General features: G+C 70.6%; 13 protein-coding genes. 3 read left to right on the top strand and 10 right to left on the bottom strand.

What is annotated here, in order from left to right; translation table 11 throughout:
- Window positions 1-225: 225 nt before the first annotated feature.
- Entirely contained in the window at window positions 226-3,339 is a 3,114-nt protein-coding gene (locus AB0O67_RS17465) for an NACHT domain-containing protein (protein WP_365450883.1), read from the top strand.
- Between the two features lie 125 nt (window positions 3,340-3,464).
- Entirely contained in the window at window positions 3,465-4,091 is a 627-nt protein-coding gene (locus tag AB0O67_RS17460) for an HAD family acid phosphatase (protein WP_365450881.1), read from the top strand.
- A gap of 60 nt (window positions 4,092-4,151) precedes the next feature.
- Here AB0O67_RS17460 and AB0O67_RS17455 read toward each other — a convergent pair whose 3' ends face one another.
- Entirely contained in the window at window positions 4,152-6,677 is a 2,526-nt protein-coding gene (locus tag AB0O67_RS17455) for an ATP-dependent Clp protease ATP-binding subunit (protein ID WP_365450879.1), read from the bottom strand.
- Window positions 6,678-7,119: 442 nt separating this feature from the next.
- Between AB0O67_RS17455 and AB0O67_RS17450 the strand changes: the two genes are divergently transcribed.
- Window positions 7,120-7,827 carry an SCO3374 family protein gene (locus tag AB0O67_RS17450; protein ID WP_365450877.1) on the top strand — a complete coding sequence of 236 codons (708 nt, stop codon included), beginning with the start codon at window positions 7,120-7,122 and terminating at the stop codon, window positions 7,825-7,827.
- Here AB0O67_RS17450 and AB0O67_RS17445 read toward each other — a convergent pair.
- The 9 genes from AB0O67_RS17445 to AB0O67_RS17405 form a co-directional block, all read right to left on the bottom strand.
- Window positions 7,806-8,141, bottom strand: a complete 336-nt coding sequence (locus tag AB0O67_RS17445; RefSeq protein WP_365450875.1) for an Lsr2 family protein — start codon at window positions 8,139-8,141, stop codon at window positions 7,806-7,808. The two genes, AB0O67_RS17450 and AB0O67_RS17445, sit on opposite strands and share 22 nt — an antisense overlap.
- Before the next feature lie 319 nt (window positions 8,142-8,460).
- Window positions 8,461-9,009: an amino-acid N-acetyltransferase gene (locus AB0O67_RS17440; RefSeq protein ID WP_365450873.1), complete on the bottom strand. Its 549-nt coding sequence runs from the start codon at window positions 9,007-9,009 to the stop codon at window positions 8,461-8,463.
- A 9-nt stretch (window positions 9,010-9,018) separates the two neighbouring features.
- Entirely contained in the window at window positions 9,019-9,588 is a 570-nt protein-coding gene (locus tag AB0O67_RS17435; protein ID WP_365450941.1) for a BlaI/MecI/CopY family transcriptional regulator, read from the bottom strand.
- Window positions 9,589-9,782: 194 nt separating this feature from the next.
- The gene (locus AB0O67_RS17430; protein ID WP_365450871.1) at window positions 9,783-9,962 is read right to left on the bottom strand and encodes a hypothetical protein; all 180 of its coding nucleotides are present in this window, start codon (window positions 9,960-9,962) and stop codon (window positions 9,783-9,785) included.
- A 55-nt stretch (window positions 9,963-10,017) separates the two neighbouring features.
- On the bottom strand, window positions 10,018-10,713 hold the full coding sequence (locus AB0O67_RS17425; protein WP_365450939.1) for a hypothetical protein: 696 nt from the start codon (window positions 10,711-10,713) through the stop codon (window positions 10,018-10,020).
- Between the two features lie 398 nt (window positions 10,714-11,111).
- Window positions 11,112-11,909: a type III pantothenate kinase gene (locus AB0O67_RS17420; RefSeq protein ID WP_365450869.1), complete on the bottom strand. Its 798-nt coding sequence runs from the start codon at window positions 11,907-11,909 to the stop codon at window positions 11,112-11,114.
- Window positions 11,910-11,925: 16 nt separating this feature from the next.
- Window positions 11,926-12,897: a carboxylating nicotinate-nucleotide diphosphorylase gene (gene nadC / locus AB0O67_RS17415; RefSeq protein ID WP_365450867.1), complete on the bottom strand. Its 972-nt coding sequence runs from the start codon at window positions 12,895-12,897 to the stop codon at window positions 11,926-11,928.
- 5 nt (window positions 12,898-12,902) lie between these two features.
- Entirely contained in the window at window positions 12,903-14,672 is a 1,770-nt protein-coding gene (locus AB0O67_RS17410) for an L-aspartate oxidase (RefSeq protein WP_365450865.1), read from the bottom strand.
- A partial coding sequence (locus tag AB0O67_RS17405) for a pantoate--beta-alanine ligase (protein WP_365450863.1) occupies window positions 14,669-14,986 on the bottom strand: 318 nt, incomplete at its 5' end. The genes AB0O67_RS17410 and AB0O67_RS17405, both read right to left, overlap by 4 nt.

The following is a 14,986-nucleotide window of genomic DNA, read 5'->3' as shown; positions in this document are numbered from 1 at the left end:
TCTTGACAGTGCCGACATTTCGAATGGTTGGCCTGAAGTAGGCTTTCCGACACGTGAGTTGTGAGTGGAAAGTCCCGTTTGTCCAAATCCATCCCACCCCTATTCCGGTTAGTACCGGACAAATCGCCTGTGCGGCATGTCACCGGCGGGCAGGCTCCCGGCACCCCGGAATGTGACCGGCGCTACTCTGCTGTCTCCTGCCAACAGGGCTCAGGGGGAGGCCGGGTGGAACCGTCGGTCATCGGCGTGCGGCTGGCGTCGGCCGTGGCCGTGCCGCTCGTGAAGAAGCTGTTCGTGACCGAGGGCACGGGCGCCGGGCTCGTGGAACGGCCGGTGCGGATCTCCTCGTACGTCTCGTTCCGCGGCGAGAAGCGGCGACTGGACCGCGGGGACCTCACCCAGCTGGCCACGGAGCTGGTCCGGCAGGCGCAGAAGGGCGGCGGGGAGCGCCGCTTGCCGACGGCCGAGGAAGAGCCCGTGGCGCACGCCCTCGCCGACACCCTGTACGCCCTCGGCGAGCTGGACATGACCGACGTACAGGCGGTCGAGCTCGGCCACGAGGCCTTGGCCGCACGGCTGCGCGCCGCGAGCGGCACGCCGGACCGCGAGCTCTCCCTCGACGCGGCCCACTTCTACCTCGGCACGCTCACCACCGCATGCCTGCACATCCTGCACTTCTTCACCCAGCGCTCGACCTTCGTCGCCCGCACCCTGGTCGAGCAGTCCCGCCGCCAGCGCGAGCTGGTCGGCAAGATCGACGCCCTGCTCGCCCGCACCGCACCGGCCTCCGACAGCGCCTTCGAGCAACGCTATATGACGTACGTCACCACGAAGCACGGCCACCTCACCATCTACGGCATCGACCTGGTCAACTCCCCCGACCGCTGGCCCCTCGACGCCGCCTACCTCAGTCTCCAGGCCCTGCGCCCGGCCGCCGACGGCGAGACGGCCGGCCCCGACGGCCTGCCCTCGGCCACCCTCACGCTCCCCGCCGAACAGGCCTTCGCCGAGCACGACCGCGTGCTGCTGCGCGGGGTGGCCGGCTCCGGCAAGACCACGCTCGTCCAGTGGGTCGCGGTCACCGCGGCCCGGGGCGCGCGCGGCGACCGCGTCCCGTTCGTCCTGCCGCTGCGCACCCTGGTCCGCCGCCCCGACGGCCTCCCGGCACCCGACGCCTTCCTGTCCGCCGTACGCGTCCCCTTCCACGCGAACCAGCCGGACGGCTGGGCGGACCACGTGCTCGGCGCGGGCCGGGGACTGCTTCTGGTGGACGGCATCGACGAGATCCCGGAACGCGAGCGTGAACGCACCCGCCGCTGGCTGCGCGACCTGCTGGACGTCTATCCCGGCAACCAGTGGCTGGTCACCTCCCGTCCCTCAGCCGTACGGGAGGACTGGCTCGCGCCCGACGGCTTCACCGAGCTGACGCTGACCCCGATGAACACGGACGACGTGGCCGCCTTCGTCACGCGCTGGCACACCGCCGCCCGCGCCGACGCCCCCGAGGACCGCGACCGCCTCGACGCCTACGAACGCACGCTCCTCGACGCCGTCCGCACCAAGCCCGACCTGGGCCGCCTCGCCACCAACCCCCTGATGTGCGGTCTGATCTGCGCCCTGCACCGGGACCGGCGGGGCTATCTCCCTCACGGCCGCCAGGAGTTGTACGACGCCGCCCTGTCGATGCTGCTGGCACGGCGGGACGAGGAGCGGGACATGGCCGGGCCCGGCGGCATCCACCTCACCGAGCTCCCCCAGATCCAGTTGCTCCAGCGGCTCGCGTACTGGCTGATCCGCAACGACCAGTCCGAGATGGACCGCGAGCGGGCCGAGCGCCTGGTCGCCGACGTCCTCCCGTCCCTCCCGGCGGCGGCCTCGCAGGGCGACGCCCCGGCGATCCTGAGGCATCTGCTGGTCCGCAGCGGCCTGCTCCGCGAACCGTCCCCCGGCACCGTGGAGTTCGTCCACCGCACCTTCCAGGACTACCTGGGCGCGAAGGCGGCGGTGGAGGACGGGGACTTCGGCCTGCTGGTGCGGGGCGCGGCGGACGAGCAGTGGGCGGACGTGATCCGGATGGCGGTGGCCCATGCCCGTCCCCGGGAGCGGGCGCAGCTGCTGGGCGAGTTGGTGGCCTCGACGCACCGGCTGGAGGGCGCGGCACGCGCCCGGGTAGGGCTGCTCGCGCTGGCGTCCCTGGAGCACGCGACCGAGATCGATCCCGGGGTGCGGGAGGAGGTCGAGCGGAACGCCGCCACCCTGATCCCGCCCCGGACGGTCGAGGAGGCCCGCGCCCTCGCCTCGGTCGGCCCCCTGGCACTGGAGCTGCTGCCCGGGCCGGAAGGGCTCGGGCAGGAGGAGGCGCGGGCGGTCGTCATCACGGCTTCGCTGATCGGTACGGAGGCGGCGGTGCCGGTCCTCGCCCACTTCCGCTCCCATCCGTCGCTCGACGTGCGAGCCCAACTGTCCTGGACCTGGCACCGGTTCGGGACCCGGCGGTACGCCGACGACGTCATCGCGCACCTGGACGAGGACGACCTCTTCTTCACCGCCCACTCCGGCGAGCACCTGCGTGAGCTGCGTGAACTGGGCGGCCGGGCGGCCAACGACGTCGTCGGCGACATCACGGAAGCGGAATTGAGCGCCGGTCTGGTGCCCCGGAAGGTGCGGGAGCTGCGTGTCCGCAACAACGGCCGGCTACGGGACCTGAACTGCCTGACCGCGCTGCGTCAGCTCACCAACCTGACCATCCACCAGTGCCCGGAGGTACGGGAACTCCGCCCGCTGGCCGGCATCCCGCTCGCCTGGCTGGCGTTGCACGACCTGCCTGGCCTCGTACGCCCCGGCGCGATGTTCGCCCTCGCCGATTCCACGACGCTGCACTCGCTCGACATCGGCGTGCCGCTGGAGGCGGAGTCCCTGGACGAGGCCATTCCGGCGGAACCGCCGCTGCGCTATCTGCGCTTCACCAAGCTCGCTCTCCGGCACACCGGGCTGCGGGGCCTGCACCGGTTCCGCTCCCTGCGGGCACTGAGCCTGGCCACCCTCTACGAAGCGCTGGACCCGGAGGACTACGAGGAGATCGCCCGGCTCCCGAACCTGCGGGAACTGCGCATCAACTGGGAGCTCGTCGGCTGGCAGGGCCCACCCCTGCCCGGGGTCACCAAGCTGCGCCTCAACAACTTCCACGGCACCGAGGACATTTCAGGTGTGCGCGCCCTGTTCCCCGACCTGCGCGAGGTCACCATCAACCTGGCCGCCGACATCACCGAGGTACCGGCCGGGGTACGCGAACTCCTCCCGGTGGCACCGTCGTTGAGCAGAATCCGCGGCGTTGTGTGACGCACACCTCTGTACACCTACCGTGCAGTAACCCTACGGTTCCCCTCGCGCCACCCTCACGCACGACCATGCACACGACATGCCGGCCCCGTACGAACCTGTACGGACGTGAAGGGACCCCCCAGATGACAAGACGCCACCCTTGGGCGAGCCGCACCGCCGCCGCCACCGTCGCCGCGGCCGCCCTCGTGGCCATCGCCGCCCCCGTCGAGGCCGCCGCCAGCACTGCCTCGACCGCCGCGGCCACCGCCGCCGCGGACGTCGACTACGCCACCTGGCAGCGGGACTGCCAGGCCGTGATGGACCAGGCACTGCCGTACCTCAAGCAGCGGATCGCCCAGGCCGGGCCGGGCGAGAAGCAGGCGATCGTCTTCGACATCGACAACACCACGCTGGAGACCGACTTCGGCTTCAGCTTCCCGCAGCCGGCCAACAAGCCCGCCCTGAACGTCGCGCAGTACGCCCAGGAGCGCGGCGTCGACATCTTCTTCGTCACCGCCCGCCCGGGCATCATCCATCTGCCCACCGAGTGGAACCTGGAGCAGGTCGGCTACGAGGTCGACGGCCTCTACGTCCGCGGCTTTTTCGACCTCTTCAAGAACGTCGCCGACTACAAGACGGCCCAGCGGGTGAACATCGAGTCCAAGGGCTACACGATCATCGCCAACATCGGCAACAACACCACCGACCTGTCGGGCGGCCACGCCGAGAAGACGTACAAGCTGCCGGACTACGACGGCCAGCTGTCGTAGCGCCCGGGCATGCGAAAGGGGCCGGTGCCTCGACGGCACCGGCCCCTCACGTGTGCGGCGTTACGCGTCCTTGCTCAGGTTCGGACCCGCTCCGCCGGCCGCCTGCTCGATCGGCGGGACGTCCGGCAGGGCCGACTTCTCCTCGCCGCGGAAGGTGAAGGTCTTGCTGTCGCCCTCACCCTCGGTGTCCACGACCACGATGTGGCCGGGACGCAGCTCGCCGAAGAGGATCTTCTCCGACAGGGAGTCCTCGATCTCGCGCTGGATGGTGCGGCGCAGCGGCCGGGCACCCAGCACGGGGTCGTAACCCTTCTGTGCCAGCAGCTCCTTGGCGGACTGGGAGAGCTCGATGCCCATGTCCCGGTCCTTCAGGCGCTCGTCCACCTTGCCGACCATCAGGTCGACGATCCGCAGGATGTCGCCCTGGGTCAGCTGCGGGAAGACGACCACGTCGTCGACGCGGTTGAGGAACTCGGGCCGGAAGTGCTGCTTGAGCTCGTCCGAGACCTTGTTCTTCATGCGCTCGTAGTTGGACTTCGTGTCACCCTGCGCCGCGAAGCCCAGGTTGAAGCCCTTGGAGATGTCCCGGGTGCCGAGGTTGGTCGTCATGATGATGACCGTGTTCTTGAAGTCGACGACCCGGCCCTGGGAGTCGGTCAGGCGACCGTCCTCCAGGATCTGCAGCAGCGAGTTGAAGATGTCCGGGTGGGCCTTCTCCACCTCGTCGAAGAGGACGACGGAGAACGGCTTGCGGCGGACCTTCTCGGTCAGCTGGCCACCCTCTTCGTAGCCCACGTAACCGGGGGGCGAGCCGAAGAGACGCGACACCGTGTGCTTTTCGCTGAACTCCGACATGTCGAGGGAGATCAGCGCGTCCTCGTCGCCGAAGAGGAACTCGGCGAGGGCCTTGGACAGCTCGGTCTTACCGACACCGGAGGGACCGGCGAAGATGAACGAGCCACCCGGACGCTTCGGGTCCTTCAGACCGGCACGCGTACGGCGGATCGCCTTCGACAGCGCCTTGACGGCGTCGACCTGGCCGATGACCCGCTTGTGGAGCTCGTCCTCCATGCGGAGCAGACGCGAGGACTCCTCCTCGGTCAGCTTGAAGACCGGGATGCCGGTGGCCGTGGCGAGGACCTCGGCGATCAGCTCGCCGTCGACCTCGGCGACGACGTCCATGTCGCCGGCCTTCCACTCCTTCTCCCGCTTCGCCTTCGCGGCCAGGAGCTGCTTCTCCTTGTCGCGCAGGGAGGCCGCCTTCTCGAAGTCCTGCGAGTCGATCGCGGACTCCTTGTCCCGGCGGACACCGGCGATCTTCTCGTCGAACTCGCGCAGGTCCGGGGGAGCGGTCATCCGGCGGATGCGCATCCGGGAACCGGCCTCGTCGATCAGGTCGATCGCCTTGTCCGGCAGGAAGCGGTCCGAGATGTACCGGTCGGCCAGGGTGGCGGCCTGGACCAGTGCCTCGTCCGTGATGGAGACGCGGTGGTGCGCCTCGTACCGGTCCCGCAGACCCTTGAGGATCTCGATGGTGTGCGGCAGGGACGGCTCCGCGACCTGGATGGGCTGGAAGCGGCGCTCCAGGGCCGCGTCCTTCTCCAGGTGCTTGCGGTACTCGTCCAGCGTGGTGGCGCCGATGGTCTGCAGCTCACCACGGGCCAGCATCGGCTTGAGGATGCTCGCGGCGTCGATGGCGCCCTCGGCGGCACCCGCACCGACCAGCGTGTGCAGCTCGTCGATGAACAGGATGATGTCGCCGCGGGTGCGGATCTCCTTGAGCACCTTCTTCAGGCGCTCCTCGAAGTCACCGCGGTAGCGGGAGCCGGCGACGAGCGCGCCGAGGTCCAGGGTGTAGAGGTGCTTGTCCTTGAGGGTCTCGGGCACCTCGCCCTTGACGATGGCCTGAGCGAGGCCCTCGACGACGGCGGTCTTGCCGACGCCGGGCTCACCGATCAGCACCGGGTTGTTCTTCGTACGGCGGGACAGCACCTGCATGACCCGCTCGATCTCCTTCTCGCGCCCGATGACCGGGTCGAGCTTGGACTCACGAGCGGCCTGGGTGAGGTTCCGGCCGAACTGGTCGAGGACCAGGGACGTGGAGGGGGTGCCCTCGGCAGGACCGCCGGCGGTGGCGGTCTCCTTGCCCTGGTAGCCGGAGAGCAGCTGGATCACCTGCTGCCGCACCCGGTTCAGATCTGCGCCCAGCTTGACCAGGACCTGGGCGGCGACGCCCTCGCCCTCACGGATCAGGCCGAGCAGGATGTGCTCCGTGCCGATGTAGTTGTGGCCCAGCTGAAGGGCCTCGCGGAGCGACAGCTCCAGGACCTTCTTGGCACGGGGGGTGAAGGGGATGTGCCCGGACGGGGCCTGCTGGCCCTGGCCGATGATCTCCTCCACCTGCTGGCGGACCGCCTCGAGCGAAATCCCGAGGCTCTCAAGGGCCTTGGCGGCGACACCCTCACCCTCATGGATCAGGCCCAGGAGGATGTGCTCGGTGCCGATGTAGTTGTGGTTGAGCATCCGGGCTTCTTCCTGAGCCAGGACGACAACCCGCCGCGCGCGGTCGGTGAACCTCTCGAACATCGTTAATCGCTCCTCAGAGCGGTCAGGCAGTGGGGGGAACTTCCCCTCCCTGTCCTTCCGCAGCTTAGTCCCGCAAGCGGGGACCGCTCATTCCAACTGCCGACACCGTCGATGGCCTCCTGACCCCGAACGCCGACATCTGCTCCAACCCGATGGTGCGAGACGATGTTCCCGCAGGCCAGGCAGTTACCCCCACCATCAGTACGCCGATGGCGAACGCGAGACGGCCTTGCCTGCGTGTCGCCCCCTCTCACTAGGGATGTCTTACCCGCTCGCACTGACAGTCCATGCCGTGCGCCCCCGTTCCCTCCGCTACGGGCGAACAACCTTGCGCCACCCCGCACCCCCACACGCCCCCTTTTCCGCCACACTGCGCATCAACAGCAACACCCAGCGTAACTCGAACGCGATTTTGACGGTTTCGCTTGGCATGGTTGGCGCGATGCCCTGGGTTCCGCCCCCACGGCGCCCTTCCGATCATGGCGATCGGGTGAGGCGGTGGTACGAGCACGAGCTGGGCTGGCCGACCGTGCCGGGCACCCCGCTCCACCTGTCGGTGGGCTCGCGCTTCGACGTCCTGGACGTACCGGCCGAGGCGGGCCTCGCGGGCCTGCGGCACCTTGTTCCGGGGTCTCCGGTGGCCGTCCAGGGCGACCGGATGCGGCTGCTGGTGGCGCCGGGGAGCGCGGAGGAGCTGCCGGGGGTGCTGGACTGGCTGGAGTGGGGTGGCGTGCCGCTGGATCTGCGGGTCCTCGGCGGCGAGGGCGGGAGCGCCTCCACGGAGGCTCCGCTTCCGCAGGGCGGTGACGCGGCCGGCTGGATCGGCGAGGAGCTCGTCGCGGGCCCCGAGGGGGGTGGGGGCTCCGGAGATCCCGGGGGCTGCTCCCGGGGCTGTCACGGGGACGGCCGAGGCCGTCAGGGGGACTGCCGGGGCTGTCACGGGGGCCGCTGGGGTTATCTGCAGGGGGCCGCTGTGTGGCTGCGGCCCCCCGAGCCGGGGTGCGAGGTCGAGCCCTCGCTGCCGACACTGTCGGCCATGGGGGGCCTTGGGGGCGCCCCCGATCTCGTACGGCTGCTGGACACGGTGGCGACTCACTGCCACCGGATCCGGCTGCGACGCGCGTGTGCTCAGCCGTTGGCCTTCTCGTAAGCCTCGCGAATGGACGCGGGAACACGGCCACGGTCGTTGACCTCGTAACCGTTCTCCTTCGCCCACGCACGGATCGCAGCGGTGTCCTGGCTGCCACCGGACGCGGCACGCGCCTTGCCGCGCCCTCCGGAAGCACGGCCGCCAGTACGCCGGCCACCCTTCACATAGGGGTCAAGAAGGCTGCGCAACTTGTCCGCATTGGTGGTCGTGAGATCGATCTCGTACGTCTTACCGTCCAGCGCGAACGTCACCGTCTCGTCCGCCTCGCCGCCGTCGAGGTCGTCGACAAGAAGGACCTGAACCTTCTGTGCCACCGCATTTCCTTTCATCGATAACGTTGAGGGCCGAGGGTCTGCGGCGTCCGCCGTTTCGCCGCCCCCTGTTATATGCAGTACTGCAGTACGTCGGAAAGCAAACCGCTTTTGCTGGAAAAACACAAACCCCCCGGGAGAGACCGGTGGACGGCCCTCGCCCTGAAACATGCGCGTTTCGGACATAGGGAACCCGGGCAGCGGGCTCGGGCGGAATACTCCGGGCATACCCTCGGGCATACCGGCGGACATACCTCCCCGACATAGCCCGTCGACATCCCCCTGGCATACTCCCCCGCAAACCGTCGGCATACCCCGGCGATCACAGATGCAGAAGCATCCGGCTGTTGCCCAAGGTGTTCGGTTTCACTCGTTCGAGGCCCAGGAACTCCGCGACGCCCTCGTCATAGGAACGCAGCAGCTCCGCGTACACATCGGTGTCCACCGGGGTCTCACCGATCTCCACGAAGCCGTGCCTGCCGAAGAAGTCGACTTCGAAGGTCAGACAGAAAACCCGGCGAACACCGAGCCACCGGGCGGTCTGCAGCAACTTCTCCAGCAACTGATGGCCGACGCCTGCGCCCTTGAGGCCGGGCTTCACGGCGAGAGTGCGGACTTCCGCGAGGTCTTCCCACATCACGTGCAGTGCGCCGCAGCCGACGACCTCGGCGTTGTCGTCCCGTTCCGCGACCCAGAACTCCTGGATGTCCTCGTAAAGCGTCACCGTGGCTTTGTCGAGCAGGATGCCGCCGCGGACGAAGGAGTCAAGGAGTCGGCGGACGGCGGGGACATCGCTGGTCCGGGCCCGGCGGACGGTGACGGCTTTAGCGGTGACTTCGGGGTTCTCGGCGGAGGGGCTCTCTGCGGACATGAGCGGACGCTATCGCCCGGAGGCCTCCGGGGCGGAGCCGGGGTTCTCGGCGGAGATGCCGGTGGACGTGTCCGTGGACATCTCGGCGGAGGGGCCGGCGGGCTTGTCGGCGTGGTTGTCGTTCTGGATGTCGGTGCGGTTCTCGTCCTGGGTAGCGGGGCGGCGGGTATTCGTGGCTTCGGGCGGTTGGGCTCGTTCGGCTCGTCCGGTGCCCTGGAGCGGCTCGGAGGGGCTGGAGGTCGGCTCGGGGGTTTCCGGGATGTTCACGATGCGTACCGCGTCCCGCAGCGCCTGGCGCTGTTCCTCGCTCATCATGCCGAAGAAGGCGACCAGCGCGGCCGCGGCGTTGTCGCTCTGCGACCACGCGTCGTTCATCAGGGCCGCCGCGTAGGCGGCTCGGGTGGAGACCGCCTCATATCGATAGGCCCGCCCTTCCGCCTCGCGGCGCACCCAGCCCTTCTGATGGAGATTGTCCAAAACGGTCATCACCGTGGTGTAGGCGATGGACCGTCCCTGCTGAAGATCTTCCAGGACTTCTCGAACGGTCACCGGGCGGTTCCACTTCCACACCCGCGTCATGACCGCGTCTTCGAGTTCTCCCAATGGGCGAGGCACAGTTCAGCACAATAGTGGTAAATCCGGGTTATGGCGTGCTGGACAGGAACTTTTCTGTGCACCGGAGAACAAAAAGGGCGTACGACCCTGAAGGGGAGTCGTACGCCCTGGGTGGCGCCGGTGGGGCGGAGGCGCTTCGGCTGGGGCGGTGCCGCCTGTCAGGCGTCGCCTGCCGCGGAGGGCCTGCGGGCGCCCTCCGTGCGGGCGAGGGCGGCGTCGACGGCCGCGTCCTCCTTGGCCTTGTTGGCGCCGCCCTGGGTCTTCACGATCACCCGGATCACGCCGACGAAGAAGACGGCCATGACGGCCGGGGGGAGAAGCGCGGAGACGTAGTCCATGGGTCCAGGGTAGTGGCGGGCGGCCGGGCCGGGTGCCCGGGGCCGCGCCTGGACTTCAGACCGCCGCGAGTTGCTGTGAAGGCGTCGCCGGGGGCTGGGGTGGCTTGCGACGGGGGAAGACCTCGCCCGGGGTGGGGATGGGGCGGCGGGTGGGCTTCGGGGCGGGTCCGGGGGTGGCCGGGGAGGGTGGGGCCGGCTTCTCGGCCGGCCGCTTCTCGGGTTTGCGCTCCGGTTTCGCGGCGGGGTTCTCCGCGTCGGCGTGGGGAGTGGGGGCGCACGTGAGGGTCGCCAGGCCGCCGGGGAGGGCGTGGAGGTGGGTGCGGGTGGCCGGGATACGGGGCGTGGGGGTGAGTGCCGGGGTGGGGGTGGACGGGAGAGCGCTGCGGGTGAGGCGCGCGCGGACGTCCAGTTCGGCGAGGCGCTGACAGTGGTCCATGAGCGCGGCGGCTGTGGGGTTGCCGCGGAGGGCGCGGAGGGCGGCCAGGTCGTCGGGATGGGGGCGGTGTCCGGCACGCAGGGCCTCCTCCAGGAGCGTGAGGTAGCCGGCCGCGGTGCCTGGGAGGGCGGCGCGGTAGCGGGCCAGGTCGGCCACGAGGAAGGCCCGCAGGCGGGCGCCCTCGCGCATTGCCTCGTCGAGCGACTCGGCCAGGCGATGGCAGTCCTGGACGTCCTCGGCCGAGGTCTGGCCGGGGTGGAGGGCAAGGGCGAGAGCGCGTCGGAGCACACGCAGCTCCGCCGCACCGAACGCCATGCCGCCGCGGGATCCGTGTGGCGTGGGCATGCGGCGACGATACGCGCTAATCAGACAAACCGGGTGGTAGGAGGGCGGGTGTGGCGTGAGTGCCATTCGGGTGGTCGGGGGCGTGGGGGTGCCTGCGGCGGCCTGTGCGGGTGGGTGCTTGGTTGCTGTGGCGCCCGAGGTGCGGTTCACGTCGGGGCCGTGCCGGGGGGTGTCCGTCCTCGGAACGGCGCGGAATCGGTCTCTCACCGACGCGCCCGTGTCGACGCGCCAACCGCTGCGGGCGGACACCCCCCGGCACGGCCCCTTCCCGCCGTGCGCGGGTGCGGCGCCGTGTCGGCGGGCGGTTCTCGTCCGGCACGGGCCCCCTTCCCGCCGTGGGCGGGTGCGGCGGCAGCCGTCGCGCCGGGCTACATGCGGGAGACGTTGCGTTCGTAGACCAGGCGGAGGCCTATCAGGGTCAGCCACGGTTCGTGTTCGTCGATGACCGAGGATTCGCCCAGGACCATGGGGGCCAGCCCGCCCGTTGCGATCACTGTGACGTCGTCGGGGTCGGTCGCGAGTTCACGGGCCATACGGTTGACGACTCCGTCGACCTGGCCCGCGAAGCCGTAGACGATGCCGGACTGCATGGCCTCGACCGTGTTCTTGCCGATCACGCTGCGGGGGCGGGCAACCTCGATCTTGCGAAGCTGGGCGCCTCTGACGCCGAGGGCCTCGACGGAGATCTCGATGCCGGGGGCGATGACGCCGCCGACGTACTCCCCGCGCGCGCTGACCGCGTCGAACGTCGTCGCCGTGCCGAAGTCGACCACGATGGCCGGGCCGCCGAAGAGTTCGACCGCCGCCACGGCGTTGATGATGCGGTCGGCGCCGACCTCCTTGGGGTTGTCCGTGAGGATCGGGACGCCCGTCTTGACGCCCGGTTCGACGAGGACGGCGGGGACGTCACCGTAGTAGCGGCGGGTCACCTCGCGCAGTTCGTGCAGCACCGAGGGGACCGTCGCGCAGATCGCGATGCCGTCGATGCCGTCGCCCAGGTCGTCGCCGAGGAGCGGGTGCATGCCCATCAGGCCCTGCAGGAGCACCGCCAGCTCGTCCGCCGTGCGGCGGGCGTCGGTGGAGATGCGCCAGTGCTCGACGATCTCGTCGCCGTCGAACAGGCCCAGGACCGTGTGCGTGTTGCCTACGTCGATCGTCAGCAGCATGGCCGGTTCCCGCTCCCTACTCCGCCGCTCGCAGATCCAGGCCGATGTCCAGGATCGGCGCGGAGTGCGTCAGGGCACCCACGGCCAGGTAGTCGACCCCGGTGTCGGCGTACGCCTTGGCGTTGTCGAGGGTGAGGCGGCCGGATGCCTCCAGGGCCGCGCGGCCGTGCACGAGGGCGACCGCCTCCTCGCATTCGCCCGGCGTGAAGTTGTCCAGCAGGATCAGGTCGGCGCCGGCGTCCACGACCTCGCGGAGCTGGTGCAGCGTGTCGACCTCGACCTCGATCGGGACGTCCGGGAAGGTCTCCCGGACGGCCTGGAAGGCCTGGGCGACGCCGCCCGCCGCGACCACGTGGTTGTCCTTGACCAGGGCCGCGTCGGAGAGGGACATGCGGTGGTTGACGCCGCCTCCGCAGCGGACGGCGAACTTCTCGAGGGAGCGCAGGCCCGGCGTGGTCTTGCGGGTGTCGCGGACCTTCGCCGTCGTGCCGTCGAGTACGTCCGCCCACGCGCGGGTGGCCGTCGCGATGCCCGACAGGCGGCACAGGAGGTTGAGCGCGCTGCGTTCGGCGGTGAGCAGGTCCCGGGTGCGGGTGGTGAGGGAGAGGAGCTTCTGGCCCTCCGTCACGCGGTCGCCGTCCTCGACGTGCCGCTCGACCTCGAACTCGTCCTCGCAGACGATCGACATCACGGCCTCGGCGACCCGCAGGCCCGCCACGACGCCCGCCTCGCGTGCCACGAAGTCGGCCGTCGCCACCGCGTCCTCGGGGATGGTCGCGACCGTCGTCACGTCCACGCCGCCCGCGAGGTCCTCCTGGACGGCCATGTTGGCGATGTCCTCGACCTCCACGGGGTCGAGTCCGGCGTCGGCCAGGAGCTGGGCGAGCGCGGGGTCGAGGCCGCACTCCAGGTATTCCTCGCCGGCGCCGCAGGCGCAGCCGTCACCGCAGCCGTCGGACGGGACGAGGGGAACGTCGGGGGTGCTCACTGCTGTCACTGCTCCTGGGGACGGTGCGCCGGGTGGTGCATGGGGGTGCCCCCTGCTCGAGCGGAGCCGAGAGCTTGGGGGAGGGTTGGGGGGAAGTCTGCGGTATCGGTGGTGCGTACGGCGAGTGTGCGGTCCGGATTAAGCCTTACGACGATGTGGCGGTGCCACGCGCTGTCGTCACGGTCGGGGTGGTCCTCCCGCCAGTGGCAGCCCCGGGTCTCCTCGCGGAGCCGTGCGGCGGCCACCAGGACGCGGGCCACGCACAGGAGGTTGGTGGCCTCCCAGGTGTCCACGCCGGGCTCGGCCGTCTTGCCGTTCTCGTGCAGGGCCTCACGGGCGTCGGCGTGCAGGCGGTGGAGTTGCTCGGCCGCCTTGGTGAGGGAGTCGGCGGAGCGCAGGACCCCGGCGCCCTCGGCCATGATCCGCTGGATCGTGAAGCGGTCCTCGGGGGCGAGGAGGGGGTGCGCGGGCTGCTCCGGGTGCAGGAGGGGGGCCGGCACGCGCGCGTGGAGGCCGTCGCGGCGGTGGGTCACCGCGATGTCGTGGGCGATGCGCTCCGCGTAGACCAGGCCTTCGAGGAGGCTGTTGGAGGCCAGCCGGTTGGCGCCGTGCACGCCGGTGCAGGCGACCTCCCCGCACGCGTAGAGCCCGGGGACCGTCGTGCGGCCCTGGGAGTCCGTGCGAACGCCCCCGGAGGCGTAGTGGGCGGCCGGGGCGATCGGGATCGGTTGGTGGACCGGGTCGATGTCGTGGGCGCGGCAGGCGGCGAGGATCGTGGGGAAGCGGTGCTCCCACATGTCGGCGCCGAAGTGCCGGGCGTCGAGGAACATGTGTTCGGCGGCCTGCTCCTGCATACGCCGCATGATGCCCTTGGCGACGATGTCCCGGGGAGCGAGTTCGGCGAGTTCGTGCTGCCCCACCATGAAGCGCACGCCGCCGGCGTCCACCAGGTGCGCGCCCTCGCCCCGTACCGCCTCGGAGACCAGGGGCTGCTGGCCCTCCGCCTCCGGGCCCAGGAACAGCACCGTGGGATGGAACTGGACGAATTCGAGGTCGCTGACCTCCGCGCCCGCGCGCAGGGCGAGGGCCACGCCGTCGCCGGTGGAGACCGAGGGGTTGGTCGTCGCCGAGAAGACCTGGCCCATGCCGCCGGTCGCGAGCACCACCGCCGGCGCGTGCACCGCGCCCACGCCGTCGTGCTGGCCCTCGCCCATGACGTGCAGGGTGACGCCCGCCGTGCGGCCGTCGGCGTCCGTGAGGAGGTCCAGGACCAGGGCGTTCTCGATCGTGCGCAGGCCACGCGCGCGTACCGCCTCCACGAGGGCACGGGAGATCTCCGCGCCGGTCGCGTCGCCGCCCGCGTGGGCGATACGGCGGCGGTGGTGGCCGCCCTCGCGGGTGAGCGCCAGTTCGCCCTCGGTGGACTCGTCGAAGTGCGCGCCGGTCTCGATCAGGCGGCGTACGGCGTCGGGGCCCTCGGTGACGAGGATCCGCACCGCGTCCACGTCGCACAGCCCGGCGCCGGCCACCAGGGTGTCGTCCAGGTGCTGTTCGGGGCTGTCGCCCTCGCCCAGGGCCGCGGCGATGCCGCCCTGCGCCCAGCGGGTGGAGCCGTCGTCGAGGCGCGCCTTGGTCACGACGACCGTGCGCAGGCCGGCGGCCTCGCAGCGCAGCGCCGCCGTCAGGCCGGCGACGCCGGAGCCGACGACCACGACGTCCGCGGAGATGGACCAGCCCGGAGCGGGGGCGTGCAGTCGTATGCCTGTGCTGGTCACGAGGCGGCTCCGAAGGTGAGGGGGACGTTGTCGATCAGCCGGGTCGTGCCGACCTTGGCGGCGACCGCGAGGACGGCCTCTCCCGTGAAGTCGTCCTCGATCTCGGTGAAGTCCTCGGGGTCCACCAGGGCCACGTAGTCCAGCACCAGGGGCGGGTCGAGGCGGACGGCGTCGTCGAGGACCAGGCGGGCGGCGGCGCGTACGGCGGACGGGCCGCCGGGGACCGCCTTGGCGACGGCGTGCGCGTCGGCGGCCGCGCGGGACTCGCCGATGGCGCTCAGCGCCTCGGCACGCGCGCGCGTGGCGGGCACTTC

Source organism: Streptomyces sp. NPDC086077 (assembly GCF_040686175.1).
Classification (GTDB): Bacteria; Actinomycetota; Actinomycetes; order Streptomycetales; family Streptomycetaceae; genus Streptomyces.
The sequence above is the reverse complement of the archived record's forward strand: the minus strand, read 5'-3'. Positions and strand labels throughout refer to the sequence as shown.

Coding starts and splice junctions, on each gene's coding strand:
- AB0O67_RS17440 (WP_365450873.1), bottom strand. CDS start 9,009: ATGTCCGCAGAGAGCCCCTCCGCCGAGAACCCCGAAGTCACCGCTAAA.
- AB0O67_RS17420 (WP_365450869.1), bottom strand. CDS start 11,909: ATGCTGCTGACGATCGACGTAGGCAACACGCACACGGTCCTGGGCCTG.
- AB0O67_RS17435 (WP_365450941.1), bottom strand. CDS start 9,588: ATGACGCGGGTGTGGAAGTGGAACCGCCCGGTGACCGTTCGAGAAGTC.
- AB0O67_RS17460 (WP_365450881.1), top strand. CDS start 3,465: ATGACAAGACGCCACCCTTGGGCGAGCCGCACCGCCGCCGCCACCGTC.
- AB0O67_RS17455 (WP_365450879.1), bottom strand. CDS start 6,677: ATGTTCGAGAGGTTCACCGACCGCGCGCGGCGGGTTGTCGTCCTGGCT.
- AB0O67_RS17430 (WP_365450871.1), bottom strand. CDS start 9,962: ATGGACTACGTCTCCGCGCTTCTCCCCCCGGCCGTCATGGCCGTCTTC.
- AB0O67_RS17450 (WP_365450877.1), top strand. CDS start 7,120: ATGCCCTGGGTTCCGCCCCCACGGCGCCCTTCCGATCATGGCGATCGG.
- AB0O67_RS17425 (WP_365450939.1), bottom strand. CDS start 10,713: ATGGCGTTCGGTGCGGCGGAGCTGCGTGTGCTCCGACGCGCTCTCGCC.